We start from the raw sequence: 12,413 nt of genomic DNA, 5'->3' as shown, positions 1-12,413 counted from the left end.
GCCCCTTCCGCCCGGCTGCCTCCCCCTCATCATCGCGCCGCCGCGCCGGACGGGCATTCCGCCGCATTCCGTCACACTGCGCAGCCTTCATGTCGCAATGCGTCGCAATGTGCCGCCGGCCGGACACGGTTCGCGCGCGAGCCGCTCTCTGACGGTTCGTCAGCAGGGACCGTCCGGATATCCGCTGGATCGCGGCCGTCCGCTCCCCCAGACTGTCCCGGTGCCCGGCCGCCGAGCGCTTCAAAGCCCGTAGGCTGGGCAGGTAGGGACCATGGAGCGAGGCGCTCCATGGGAGACGAGAGGTTCGACAGGCGGCAGCCGGCCCGTCGGTGCCCCGGCAGGCCAGCCGGGGCGGCGCCGGTCCGACCGCCGACCGGAGGGAGACGCTGGGTGATCGAGCTGGAAGATGTTCCCGAATTGATCGACCCGGTGATGGTCTGCGCCTTCGAGGGGTGGAACGACGCGGGCGATGCCGCCTCTGCGGCTCTGGCGCATCTGGACGAGACCTGGGGCGGCAAGGCGTTCGCCGCCCTGGACGCGGAGGACTACTACGACTTCCAGGTCAACCGGCCCACGGTCTGGCTGGACGGCGGCATCCGCCGGATCACCTGGCCGACCACCCGGCTCTCGGTGATCAGGGTGACCGAGCCGGTGACCCGCGACGTGGTACTGGTCCGCGGCATCGAGCCGAGCATGCGCTGGCGCTCGTTCTGCAACGAGCTGCTCGGCATCGCGCACGAGCTGGGCGTCGAGCTGGTGGTGATCCTGGGCGCGCTGCTCGGCGACACCCCGCACAGCCGCCCGGTTCCGGTCAGCGGGGTGACCTCCGACCCGGAGCTGGCCCGCCGGCTGGACCTGGAGGAGAGCCGGTACGAGGGTCCGACCGGGATCGTCGGGGTGCTCCAGGAGGCCTGCACCCACGCGGGGGTACCGGCCGTGACGCTCTGGGCGGCGGTGCCGCACTACGTCGCGCAGCCGCCCAACCCCAAGGCCACCCTGGCGCTGATCAACAAGCTGGAGGACCTGCTGGACCTGCGCATCCCGCCGGGCGAGCTCGGCGAGGACGCCCGGGCCTGGCAGCTGGGCGTGGACCAGCTGGCCTCGGAGGACAGCGAGGTCGCCGAGTACGTCCAGCAGCTGGAGGAGGCGCAGGACACCGCCGAGCTGCCGGAGGCCTCGGGGGACGCCATCGCCCGCGAGTTCGAGCGCTACCTGCGGCGCCGGGAGAACGTCGGGCCGACGGGCGAGAAGCCGGTGTCCGGGCACGCGACGGCCGAGCGGCCCGCCGAGCCGGAGGCGCCGGGCCCGGCCCGGGAGAGCCAGGACGGGCCCGAGGAGGAGTAGTCCGCGGCGGCGGAAACGGCGAAGGGGCGTCAGGACGCTTGGTCCTGACGCCCCTTCGCGTCACTCAGAGGGCGACGCCGAGCAGGGCGTCCACGGTGCGGGTCGCCAGGCCGGGCGCGCCGGTGTCGGTGCCGCCCTCGTCCTCCTGCCGGGCGGCCCAGCGGTCCACCGCGGCCAGGGCGGCGGGGGCGTCCAGGTCGTTCGCGAGCGCCGCGCGGACCTCGGTGAGCAGCTGCTCGGCCGACGGCCCGTCCGGCCGGGATACCGCGGCGCGCCAGCGGGCGAGGCGCTCCACGGCCTCGTCCAGGATGCCCTTGGTCCACTCCCAGTCCTCGCGGTAGTGGTGCGAGAGCAGCGCCAGGCGGATCGCCGCCGGGTCGACGCCCTCGCGGCGCAGGGCGGAGACGAAGACCAGGTTGCCGCGGGACTTGGACATCTTCTTGCCGTCCAGGGCGACCATGCCGGCGTGCACGTAGGCCGTGGCGTACGGATGGGAGCCGGTGGCGACCTGGGCGTGCGAGGCGCCCATCTCGTGGTGCGGGAAGGAGAGGTCGCTGCCGCCGCCCTGGATGTCGAAGGTCATCCCCAGGTACTGCAGCGCGATCGCCACGCACTCGATGTGCCAGCCGGGGCGCCCGCGGCCGAGCTCGGTGTCCCAGGCGGGCTCGCCCGGGCGGGCGGCCAGCCAGAGCAGGGCGTCCAGCGGGTTGCGCTTGCCGGGGCGGTCCGGGTCGCCGCCGCGCTCGGCGAAGACCGGGCGCATGGCCTCCCGGGTGAGGCCGGAGACCTCGCCGAAGTGCGGGTCGGCGTCGACGGAGAAGTAGATGTCCTCGTCCACCTTGTAGGCGGCGCCGGAGGCCAGCAGCTTCTGGATGATCGGGACGATCCACGGGATCGACTCGACGGCACCGACGTAGTGGGCCGGCGGGAGCAGCCGAAGGGCGGTCATGTCCTCGCGGAACAGAGCCGTCTCGCGCTCGGCCAGGGCCACCCAGTCCTGGCCGGTCTCGACCGCGCGCTTCAGCAGCGGGTCGTCCACGTCGGTCACGTTCTGGATGTACAGGACGTCGTGGCCGGCGTCCTTCCAGACGCGCTGCACCAGGTCGAACGCGTTGTAGGTGGCGGCGTGGCCCATGTGGGTCGCGTCGTAGGGGGTGATGCCGCAGACGTAGATCCGGGCGGTGCCGTCCTGCGGCACGACCTCCCGGACCTTGCCCGCTGCGGTGTCGAAGATATGGAGGGGGAGCCCCTGACCAGGCAGGGCGGGAACCTCGGAGGCGGGCCAGGCATGCATGGGATCGACTTTAACCTTGAGAACATTTGAAAGCCTAACCAGTAACAAAGATCGACTGGATTCGCTTCCTGTCGTTGCCTGAGCGCTTCCTGACTGGTACGGAACGTTTCGCCCCGGGTGGCCGAGCAGGAAGTCCTCGTTGAACAGGACGACCCGGCCGGTGAGTTCCTCGGCGTCCGCCCGGTGGGGCACCTGGCCCTGGGTGTCCGTCGCGCGTCCGTCGGAGCAGTGGGCGACCTGGTCCGGTAACAGGTCCAGACCACCGTCGCAGGCCGGCGCTCCACCGCGGTGCCCGCGGCCGCTGCCCCGCTACACCGGCGGCCAGGGGATCGCGGGCCAGTCCCGGGAGGGCAGCGGATGGGTGCCGGAGCCGCGCAGCGCGGCCACCCGGGCCCGGGTGGCGTCCAGCTCGGCGGCGGTCAGGTGCGGGGCGAGGCGCGCGGCCAGCTCGCCGTCCAGCTGCTCGGCCAGCCGGGCCAGCACCTCCAGCGCCTCGCCGGGCAGCGGGTCGCCCGCCCAGCCCCAGAGCAGGGTGCGCAGCTTGTCCTCGGTGTTGAAGGTGACGCCGTGGTCGATGCCGTACACCCGGCCGTCGGCGGCGGAGATCAGATGGCCGCCCTTGCGGTCGGCGTTGTTGAGCACCGCGTCCAGCACGGCCAGCCGGCGCAGCCGCCGGTCGTCGTGGTGCACCAGCAGCGCCGGCCGGCCGCCCTCCACCTCGGCCCGCACGATCGGCAGCCAGCCCGCCTCCGGGCCGTCCGGGTCCTGCAGCGCCAGCAGCGGCTCGGCCCGCGGATCCGGCTCGACCCACAGCTGCACCATGCCCGGCCCGTGCGGCCCCTCGCGCAGCACGGTGGGCGGGATCAGCGCCCAGCCGGTCGCGGCGGACAGCTCGTACGCGGCGACCTCCCGGCCGGCCAGCGTGCCGTCCGGGAAGTCCCAGAGCGGGCGCTCGCCGGCCACCGGCTTGTAGACGGCCTGCGCGCTCAGCGAGCCGTGCGCGACCGTGCAGTACAGCGCGGCGTTGGAGGCCTCGGTGAGGCGGCCGTGCACCGTCAGTTCGCCCTGGCGCAGCAGGGCCAGGGCGGTGGGCACGTCGGCGGCGAGGGCAGCGGCGACCGCCGGGTCGGCCTGCGGCGGGGTCTCGGTGTTCAGCGCCGGTAGCCGTTCGCGCGCGGGCACAGGTGGCCCTCCGGGTCCAGCGGCAGGTTGCAGAACGGGCAGGGCTTGCGGCCGGCCGCGACCAGGTCCAGCGCGCGCTTGGCGAACACCCTGGCCATCGCCCCGGTCAGCCGCACCCGCAGCATGTCCGGGCCGTTCTCGTCGTCCCGGAAGACGGCCTCCTCGCCGTCCTCCTCCTCGTCCTCGACCAGGGCCTGAGCCTCGACCACCAGGCAGCCGTCCACGCTGTCCCAGGCCAGGGCCATGGTGCCGACCCGGAACTCCTGCTCCAGCGGCAGGTCCAGCGGGGCGGTGTCGAGCAGGTCCTTGGGCGCGGCGGCCGGGATCGAGGCGTCGCCGCCGCTGCGCCGCAGCGCCTCGTCGAGGACCTCCTCGATCCGCTCGGCGAGCGCGGCGACCTGGGTCTTCTCCAGCAGCACGCTGGTGATCCGGCCCCGGGCGCTGGCCTGCAGGTAGAACGCCCGGGCGCCGGGCTGGCCGACGGTGCCGGCCACGAACCGTTCGGGCTGGTCGTAGAAGAAGACCTGACGGGGCACGCTCTCGCTCCGGATCGTGTCGGTTCGGTGCGGATCCGCCTTGGGGGATCGCGGGGTTGTCGGACGGATGGATCACTCACCAGTCACCCTACGACCTCCGGGCGCCGGTCGGGGAGCCGAGCGGGGAGGCCGGGGCGGGGTGGCATCCGCGGTTTCGGGTGGTGCCGCCGCTGGTGGGGGCGGGGTGCGGCCGTCGCCGGGTGACTACGGCCGTGACGGGGAAGCGCTCAGGCGGTGCCGCCGACCACCGCGTCACCGGCCGGGGTGGCCGGGGCGGCGTGGGGCTTGGGGACCAGCGAGGAGAGGTCGCCGGTGTCCCCCATTCTCAGCACGAAGGGCCGCTGCGGGGTGTACCGGATCGCGGTGACCGAGCAGGGCTCGACGCTGATCCGCTGGAAGTGGTCCAGGTGCAGGCCGAGCGCGTCGGCCACCACCGCCTTGATCACGTCCCCGTGCGAGCAGGCGACCCAGACCGCGTCCTCGCCGTGCTCGGCGGCGATCTTCGCGTTCCACTCGCGGACCGCGCTGACCGTGCGGTGGCTCAGCTCGCGCAGCGACTCCCCGCCGGGGAAGGCCGCGGCGGCGGCGTGGTCCTGCACGGTGCGCCAGAGCGGCTCCTTGGCGAGCTCGGCCAGCGGACGGCCGGTCCACTCGCCGTAGTGGCACTCCCCGAGCCGCTCGTCCTCGGCCGGCTCGGCCAGCTCGGGCCGGACGGCGATCAGCGGTTCCAGGGTCTGCCGGCAGCGCTCCAGCGGGCTGCTGACGGCCTGCACCAGCGGGATCGCGGCCAGCCGGCCGGCGAGCGCGGCGGCCTGCGCGCGGCCGGTGTCGTCCAGGTCCACGCCGGGGGTCCAACCGGCCAGGATCCCGGCGGTGTTCGCGGTCGAGCGGCCGTGACGGACGAGCAGCAGGGTGGGCATGGGGCTCAGCCTACGGCCTCCGGGCACCGTCGTGGGGTGCGGTTCCCGCTCCGGCCCCGGCGGCGGGCCCGCTGCTGCTCGGTGTCGACCGGACGCTGCGGGGCCGTGCCGACCGGGCGATGCGGGGCACTGTGTCGATCGAGCACTTCGGGGAACAATGGCACGCATGATCGTCCACTGCGCCGCATACCGGGACGGCCACCGCATCGGGGCCTCCGAGGACCCGAACGACGCGCTCACCGCCGCCCGCGCGGCCGGCCCGGGCGCCTTCGTCTGGATAGGCCTCTTCGAGCCGACCATCGAGGAACTCGACCGGGTCGGCAAGGAGTTCGCGCTGCACCCACTGGCCGTCGAGGACGCCGTCAGCGCCCACCAGCGCCCCAAGGTGGAGGCCTACCAGGGCTCCCTGTTCGTCGCGCTGAAGACCCTCGGCTACCACCCCGGCGCGCACGCCGTCACCAGCGGCGAGGTGATGGTCTTCCTCGGCGCGGACTTCGTGATGACCGTGCGCCACGGCGAGGACACCCCGCTCAGCGGCCTGCGGGCCCGGCTGGAGCAGCAGCCCGAGCTGCTGCGGTACGGGCCCAGCTCGGTGCTGCACTCGGTCTGCGACGCCGTGGTGGACGACTACGTCGAGGTGGCCACCGGGCTGCAGGCCGACCTGGACGAGCTGGAGGCGGACGTCTTCGCCGCCGGCCGGGTCGGCCGGAACGTCGCCGGGCGGATCTACGGCTGCAAGCGCCAGGTGATGGCCGTCCGCCGCGCCGGCGCCCCGCTGCTGGAGCCGATGCTGCGCCTGGAGCGCGGCGCCCCGTTCGTCCAGCCGGAGACCGCGCCCTACCTGCGGGACGTCGCCGACCACCTGGCCCGGGTGAACGACCAGGTGGAGGGCATGGACCGGCTGCTGACCGACATCCTCAACGCCAACCTGGCGCAGGTCAGCGTGCAGCAGAACAACGACATGCGGAAGATCTCGGCCTGGGCGGCGCTGGCCGCCGTACCGACCATGATCGCGGGCATCTACGGGATGAACTTCGACCACATGCCCGAGCTGCACCAGCCGTGGGGCTATCCGGCGGTGCTGGTGCTGATGGTGGTGGTCTGCTTGGTGCTGCACCAGGTGTTCAAGCGGCACGACTGGCTGTGAGGCCCTCCGTGCCGCGCGTACAGCCTCGTGCCGCCTGGTAGCGGCTCGTGCCGCCCGGACCCCGGGAGCCCGGTCAGGCCAGGCCGGCCCGCTCCAGCGCCTCGACACCGGTGCGCAGCGCCCGGACCCGCTCGTCCAGGGTGAGGCCGGACGGGGCCAGGGTGAGCGTGGTGACGCCCGCGTCGGCGTGGGCCTGCATCCGGTCGGCGATCCGGGCGGTGTCGCCGACCAGCGAGGTGGCGTCGATCAAGTCATGCGGGACGGCGGCCGCGGCGCCCGCGTAGTCCTTGGCCAGGTACTTCTCCTGGATCTCGTCGGCCTCGCGCTCGTAGCCCATCCGCCGGGCGAGCTGGTTGTAGAAGTTCTTCTCCTTGCTGCCCATGCCGCCGATGTAGAGCGCGGCGTAGGAGCGCTGGGAGTCGACGCCGGCCTTGAGGTCCTCGCCGACCGCGATGGTGACGGTCGGGCAGAGGTCGAAGCCGTCCAGGGTCTTGCCGGCCTTGGCGCGGCCGGCCTTCAGCGGGTCCAGGGAGATCGCGGCGTGCTCGGGGGCGAAGAAGATGCCGAGCCAGCCGTCGGCGATCTCGCCGGTCTGCTCCAGGTTCTTCGGGCCGATCGCGGCGATGTACAGCGGGATGCGCTCGCGCACCGGGTGGACGGTGAGCTTGATCGGCTTGCCCGGGCCGCCCGGCAGGGGCAGGGTCCAGTGCGCGCCCTCGTGGACCAGGCGCTCGCGGGACATCGCCTTGCGGATGATCTCCACGTACTCGCGGGTGCGGGCGAGCGGCTTGTCGAACTTCACGCCGTACCAGCCCTCGGAGACCTGCGGGCCGGAGACGCCGAGGCCGAGGCGGAACCGGCCGCCGGAGAGGGTGTCCAGGGTCGCGGCGGTCATCGCGGTCATCGCGGGGGTGCGGGCCGGGATCTGGAAGATGGCGGAGCCGACGTCGATCCGCTCGGTCCTCGCGGCGACGAAGCTCAGCACCGTCGCGGCGTCCGAGCCGTACGCCTCCGCGGCCCAGCAGACCGAGTAGCCGAGCCGGTCCGCCTCCTGGGCCACCGCGATGTTGTCGGCGTCCATGCCGAGTCCCCAGTAGCCGAGGTTGATGCCGAGTCGCATGTGCCGAACCTTCCAGTCGGGTGGCCTTGGTGGCGAGCGTAACCGCGCACGCACGGGACGTGCTACCGGCGAGTAGAGGTGGGCTGGGTCACACCGGGGCTGTTGATCGTTCTGCGGGTCTGCGCCCCTGCCCGTGACCCGGCCGCTACGCTCAGCCGACGTGGGTGGTCCGCACCCCACCTGCGCGTTTGAAGGCTTCCGGGGCTCCCGGGGCCACCGGCCAGTGGAGGGCCCGTCCGATGGAAATGCGTCGCCTCGGCCGTACCGGCCTGCAGGTCTCCCGCCTCGGTCTCGGCACCATGACCTGGGGTCGGGACACCGACGAGCAGGAGGCCGCCGAGCAGCTCAAGGAGTTCGTCGACGCCGGCGGCAACCTGATCGACACCGCCGACGTGTACGCGGACGGCGGGGCCGAGTACCTGATCTCCCGCCTCACCGAAGGCCTCGTCCCCCGCTCCGAACTCGTCATCGCCACCAAGGCCGGCAGCGTCCCCGAGTCCACCCGCCGCTTCGACGGCTCGCGCGGCCACCTGCTCGCCGCCCTCGACGCCTCGCTGCACCGGCTCGGCACCGACCACGTCGACCTGTGGCAAGTGCACGCCTTCGACCCGATGACCCCGGTCGAGGAAACCCTCAGCGCCCTCGACATCGCCGTCTCCTCCGGTCGCGCCCGCTACGCCGGGGTCTGCGACTTCAGCGGCTGGCAGCTCGCCAAGGCCGCCACCTGGCAGCACGCCCACGACGGGCGGATGCCACTCGCCGGGGCGCAGCTGGAGTACTCGCTGCTGCAGCGCGGCATCGAGCGGGAGGCGCTGCCCGCGGCGCTGGACGCCGGGATCGGAATCCTCGCCGGTTCCCCGCTCGGCCGCGGGGTGCTCACCGGCAAGTACCGGCACGGCGTCCCGCAGGACTCGCGCGGCGCCTCGACGTACCTGTCCGGATTCGTCCAGCCGTACCTCGGGGAGCGCTCGCGGCGGATCGTGGACGCCGTCGCCACCGCCGCCGACGGGCTGGCCAGTAGCCCGCTCGCGGTCGCGCTGGCCTGGGTCCGGGACCGGCCCGGGGTGGCGAGCGCGCTGGTCGGCGCGCGGACGGTGGCGCAGCTGCAGGCGGCGCTGTCAGTGGAGGCGCTTACGCTTCCGGATGAGATCCGCGGCGCGCTGGACGACATCTCGTCGCCGGTGCACCGCTACCCCGACCAGGGGTGGACCGAGCTGTGACGGCCGGTCCGGGCCGTGGTCCGGGTTGTCGAGCAGAACGTGCAGTGGAGTGACCTTTGGAGCGGACGACGATGAGTGACACGGGGAACGGCGCTCCGGAGGAGACGGCGGCCTCGCCGGCCGACAAGGCCGCGGCGATCGCGGAGCTGGCGGAGCGGATCCGCAACATCGGGCCGCAGGCCGGGGGGCCGGGCGCCTCGGGGCCGCGTGCCTCGGGGGGCGCGCCGGTTTCGGGACCGGCTGGGCCCTCGGAGGCTCCGGGCGCGCCGGGAGCGCCGGGGGTGCCGGGCGGGAGCGGCCCGGCCGCGGCGACCGCTCCGGCCGCCCGGCAGCCCGACGGTCCGCGGGGCGACGCGCTCCAGGAGGCCACCCGGGTGCTGACCGCCGGCGGCGCCCCGGCCGAGCTGGCGGCCGACGCCGTGGCGGAGTACGGCGACGGCGCCGCCGAACGGCTGCGCGACGACCCGTGGGCGGTGCTGGGCCTGCCCGGCGTCCGCCCCGAGCACGCGGACCGCTTCGCCCGCGAGCTGCTCGGTCCCGAGGCCCGGCCCGACGACCCGCGCCGCGCCCAGGCGCTGGTGCTGTGGCTGCTGGAGCAGGCGGCGCTGCGCGGACACTCGGCGCTGGACCTGGCCGAGGTGACGGCCGGGCTCGAGCGGCTCCGGATGCCGGAGGCGGCGGCCGCGGTCCAGGCCGCCGTCGAGGACGGACGGGTGCTGCCCTTCCAGGAGGAGCTGAGCGGTGCGGAGGCGCAGGTGGCGGGTGGCGAGGACGACGAGCCGCCGACCCGGACGCTGCTCGCGCTGGAGCGGCTGGCGATGGCGGAGGACAGCCTCGCCGAGGGGCTGCTGCAGCTGATGGCCACCTTCGTGCCGGGCGAGGACGCCCAGGACGCCGAGGGCGTCGAGGGCGTCGAGGACACGGGCGCCGAGCACGCCGAGGGCGGCGAGGACGGCGAGCCGGAGGCTGCCGAACCGGCGGAGGCAAGCGGGGAAGCCGCCACCGAGCCGGCTGCGGAGGACACGTCGGCTCCCGCCGACCACGTGCCCGCTACCCCCGGTCCCGCCGCCTGGGCGGCGGCCGCCGAGGCCGCGCCGTCCTCGTCCGCGACCGCCCTGATCCAGGCCGTCGCCGACGCGGCCCTGGTGCTGCACACCGGCGGCGAGGCCGCCCGCGCCGAACCCGCCGCGCTGCTGGCCGCCGCCTGCGGGCTCGGGCTGCGGGCCTGGGCCGCCACCTGGACCGACCAGGGGCGGGATTCCTTCGCCGCGCTCGCCGGGGCCGGGTCCCAGGTCGCCACGCTCGCCGAGCTGCTGTCCGGTACGGCCGGCCCCGGCCGCGCCCCAGACGGCTCGCTCGCCCTGGACGTCCTGGTCGTCCTGGACGCCCCGCTGCTGGACGTCGAACTGGCCGCCACCCTGGTGGAGTCGCTCGCCGACGGCACCCGCCTGGTGCTCAGCGGCGACCCGAGCCAGCTCTGGTCGGCCGGCCCCGGCCGGTTCTTCGGCGACCTGCTGGCCGCCAAGGTCTGCCCGGCGGTCGCCTCCCGCACGCCGGACTTCGGTCCGATCGGCGAGTTGGTCTCCGGCGTCGGCATCGGCGAGCTGCAGCCGGTCGAGGCGCCGGACAAGGAGGTGGTCATCCTGACCGTCAAGGACGGCGGCGAGGCCGTCCACCGGGCCGTCCAGTTGCTCACCGACTCCATCCCGCGCGCGCTCGGCATCCCCGCCGAGCAGGTCGTGCTGCTGACGCCCGGGCACGGCGGCCCGGCCGGGACGCGTGCGCTGAACGCCGCCGCCAAGGCCCGGCTGAACCCGGGCCCCGGGCGCTTCGGCGGTTTCGACCCGGGCGACCGGGTCGTGGAGTCCCCGGCGCCCGGCATCACCCGGGCGGCCCGGGTGCTGGACGGCGACGCCGCCGGTCTGCACCTGGAGTACCCGGACGGCTCGCGCCGGACCGTCCCGCCCGCGGAGGCCGGCCGGCTGCGGCACGGCTGGGCGCTGACGGTCCACCAGGCGCTCGGTCGCCGCTGGCCGGCGGTCGTGGTGGTGGTCCCGGAGGACGCCGGGCCGGCGCTCACCCGGCAGTGGGTCTACACCGCCTTCGGACGCGGCGAGCGGCACCTGTCGGTGGTGCACGCGGCGGGCCCGGCGCTCGTCCAGGCCGTCGCCGAGCGCCCGGCGCAGCCACGCACCACCCGGCTGCGGGCGATTCTCGCGGAGAACGCGGCGTCGGCGTACTGACCGGCCGGTACGGCGAAGGGCGGGCCCGGTCGTCCCGGGCCCGCCCTTCGCGCGTGCGGATCGCGTCAGTCCTCGAGGTCCTCGTCGTCGTAGACCTCGCTCACGTCGAACCGGCAGATCAGCAGCTGCGGGTCGGCGTGTTCGAAGGGCTCCGGCAGCCACTCCCCCGGCTCGGTCGGTTCGGCCGCCGCGACCCAGAGGGTGGAGTCCGCCTCCTCCAGGCCGAACTCCTCGCTGCGGGCGGCGATCTCGTCCGGCTCGTACTCGCCGAACAGCACGCCGATCGCGGCGTTGACGCCACCCACCCCGCCGGGGGTGAGCGACTCGTCGAGCCGCTCGGCCTGGGCGCGCAGCCGCTTGGGGTCGGCCACGTGGTAGTCGCGGCGGATCAGCACGCTGATCGCCTCGGGCTGTTCCGGGCCGTGGTAGCCGCCCGGGCCCTCGTCCCCGGGGATCTCGAAGGGCGTGACCTCGTCGTAGACCTCGTACAGGAGCTGGTCGTAGGCGATGGCCGCCGTCGCGAGCTGCTCGTAGGCGGCGGAGACGGCGGGATCATCGGCTGCGTTGGGGCTTGACACCGCTTCCAGATGACGGTCGATGGCGGCCTTGACCGCCTCAGCGGCGGCGCGTACCTCGGCAATGGTGGGCTGCGCGGCATCAGACATGGTGCAGACGCTATCTCCCCGCGGTGTCGGTACGCACAGCGGTTGTCACCTACACCCGCGATTTCACCGCAACTTCCGCCCCGATGTCTGATTCCGACCGTTCTGTCCCCCCATGGGACCGGCGCGGCAGGGGCGCGGAGGGCGCGCGACCGGCCCGACGGGGCCGTCCGGGTGCGGCTTCACGCGCCGGTATCGGGGTATCCCCTGCGCGCGGACAAAAGAACTGATCAACTGTCAGGTGAGCGCCCCGGTTGCGAGCCGTCGAACCGCCGCTTCCGCACGGGAGGTCGGCCGGAAATACCCGGGCCGCGTGTCCGAGGCAAGCCGTAGGCTTGCCCGCAGATGATCCCCAGGAGGAGCGTTTTGACCCCACCGAAGCCGGTCCGGCAGCCGGAGTACGAGTACCAGTCGCTTCGCATGCCGCGCGGCACCACGCGCAACGCGGCACGCCAACTACTCACCGAGCACGCCGAGTACGGGCACTGGGAGCTCGACCGGCTGAGGTTGTTCCCCGATGGCAGCCGGACGGTCCGGCTGAAGCGGCGGATCATCCGGCAGATCCGGAGCTGGTGACGGGCGGGCCTCCGGGCCCGCGCGGGCCGCGGGGGATCGGCGCCGATCAAGACGACGTGCCCGTGGCCGCCCGGTGAAGGGCGGGCAAGAGGAGAGCGTCTTTTTCCGGGGGGTTACCAAGAGCCTGTTTCGCTCCCGGGGGGCAGGGGCGGTGGGGGGGTTAGAGAAA

11 protein-coding genes are annotated in these 12,413 nt (G+C 74.1%); 5 read left to right on the top strand and 6 right to left on the bottom strand.

The genetic code is table 11. The annotated features are described in order from the left end of the window. The first annotated feature begins 390 nt into the window (after positions 1-390). Complete coding sequence (locus tag ACZ4WV_RS27095) at positions 391-1,344, top strand: PAC2 family protein (protein WP_465751071.1); 954 nt, start codon at positions 391-393, stop codon at positions 1,342-1,344. A 64-nt stretch (positions 1,345-1,408) separates the two neighbouring features. On the opposite strand, the gene mshC is transcribed toward ACZ4WV_RS27095, so the two are convergent. The 4 genes from mshC to ACZ4WV_RS27075 form a co-directional block, all read right to left on the bottom strand. Beyond that, positions 1,409-2,638: a cysteine--1-D-myo-inosityl 2-amino-2-deoxy-alpha-D-glucopyranoside ligase gene (gene mshC / locus ACZ4WV_RS27090; RefSeq protein ID WP_465751070.1), complete on the bottom strand. Its 1,230-nt coding sequence runs from the start codon at positions 2,636-2,638 to the stop codon at positions 1,409-1,411. A gap of 309 nt (positions 2,639-2,947) precedes the next feature. Continuing rightward, positions 2,948-3,733, bottom strand: a complete 786-nt coding sequence (locus tag ACZ4WV_RS27085) for an SCO1664 family protein (protein WP_465751172.1) — start codon at positions 3,731-3,733, stop codon at positions 2,948-2,950. 56 nt (positions 3,734-3,789) lie between these two features. Continuing rightward, positions 3,790-4,356, bottom strand: a complete 567-nt coding sequence (locus ACZ4WV_RS27080; RefSeq protein ID WP_465751068.1) for a DUF3090 domain-containing protein — start codon at positions 4,354-4,356, stop codon at positions 3,790-3,792. Between the two features lie 227 nt (positions 4,357-4,583). Continuing rightward, on the bottom strand, positions 4,584-5,276 hold the full coding sequence (locus ACZ4WV_RS27075) for an MSMEG_4193 family putative phosphomutase (protein WP_465751066.1): 693 nt from the start codon (positions 5,274-5,276) through the stop codon (positions 4,584-4,586). A 166-nt stretch (positions 5,277-5,442) separates the two neighbouring features. Here ACZ4WV_RS27075 and ACZ4WV_RS27070 point away from each other — a divergent pair, with 166 nt between their 5' ends. Next, complete coding sequence (locus tag ACZ4WV_RS27070) at positions 5,443-6,423, top strand: magnesium and cobalt transport protein CorA (RefSeq protein WP_465751064.1); 981 nt, start codon at positions 5,443-5,445, stop codon at positions 6,421-6,423. 73 nt (positions 6,424-6,496) lie between these two features. Here the strand turns inward: ACZ4WV_RS27070 and ACZ4WV_RS27065 are convergent, their stop codons facing one another. Further along, positions 6,497-7,543 carry an LLM class F420-dependent oxidoreductase gene (locus ACZ4WV_RS27065; RefSeq protein ID WP_465751062.1) on the bottom strand — a complete coding sequence of 349 codons (1,047 nt, stop codon included), beginning with the start codon at positions 7,541-7,543 and terminating at the stop codon, positions 6,497-6,499. A gap of 239 nt (positions 7,544-7,782) precedes the next feature. Between ACZ4WV_RS27065 and ACZ4WV_RS27060 the strand changes: the two genes are divergently transcribed. Together ACZ4WV_RS27060 and ACZ4WV_RS27055 are read left to right on the top strand one after the other, a co-directional pair. Then, positions 7,783-8,763, top strand: coding sequence for an aldo/keto reductase (locus ACZ4WV_RS27060; RefSeq protein ID WP_465751060.1), 981 nt, complete (start codon positions 7,783-7,785; stop codon positions 8,761-8,763). A gap of 71 nt (positions 8,764-8,834) precedes the next feature. After that, a complete protein-coding gene (locus tag ACZ4WV_RS27055; RefSeq protein ID WP_465751058.1) occupies positions 8,835-11,006 on the top strand; it encodes a helix-hairpin-helix domain-containing protein in 2,172 nt (723 codons plus the stop codon). A 65-nt stretch (positions 11,007-11,071) separates the two neighbouring features. On the opposite strand, the gene ACZ4WV_RS27050 is transcribed toward ACZ4WV_RS27055, so the two are convergent. Continuing rightward, positions 11,072-11,671: a hypothetical protein gene (locus ACZ4WV_RS27050; RefSeq protein ID WP_465751056.1), complete on the bottom strand. Its 600-nt coding sequence runs from the start codon at positions 11,669-11,671 to the stop codon at positions 11,072-11,074. Between the two features lie 363 nt (positions 11,672-12,034). Here ACZ4WV_RS27050 and ACZ4WV_RS27045 point away from each other — a divergent pair, with 363 nt between their 5' ends. After that, positions 12,035-12,244 (top strand): DUF5703 family protein, encoded by a 210-nt coding sequence (locus ACZ4WV_RS27045; protein ID WP_350517275.1) that lies wholly within the window; start codon positions 12,035-12,037, stop codon positions 12,242-12,244. Positions 12,245-12,413 lie beyond the last annotated feature (169 nt).

It is taken from the genome of Kitasatospora sp. NPDC029312 (assembly GCF_055569215.1).
Note: the sequence above shows the minus strand (reverse complement) of the source record. Positions and strands in the feature narration are given on the sequence as shown.

Coding starts and splice junctions, on each gene's coding strand:
- mshC (WP_465751070.1), bottom strand. CDS start 2,638: ATGCATGCCTGGCCCGCCTCCGAGGTTCCCGCCCTGCCTGGTCAGGGG.
- ACZ4WV_RS27065 (WP_465751062.1), bottom strand. CDS start 7,543: ATGCGACTCGGCATCAACCTCGGCTACTGGGGACTCGGCATGGACGCC.
- ACZ4WV_RS27055 (WP_465751058.1), top strand. CDS start 8,835: ATGAGTGACACGGGGAACGGCGCTCCGGAGGAGACGGCGGCCTCGCCG.
- ACZ4WV_RS27060 (WP_465751060.1), top strand. CDS start 7,783: ATGGAAATGCGTCGCCTCGGCCGTACCGGCCTGCAGGTCTCCCGCCTC.
- ACZ4WV_RS27075 (WP_465751066.1), bottom strand. CDS start 5,276: ATGCCCACCCTGCTGCTCGTCCGTCACGGCCGCTCGACCGCGAACACC.
- ACZ4WV_RS27070 (WP_465751064.1), top strand. CDS start 5,443: ATGATCGTCCACTGCGCCGCATACCGGGACGGCCACCGCATCGGGGCC.
- ACZ4WV_RS27050 (WP_465751056.1), bottom strand. CDS start 11,671: ATGTCTGATGCCGCGCAGCCCACCATTGCCGAGGTACGCGCCGCCGCT.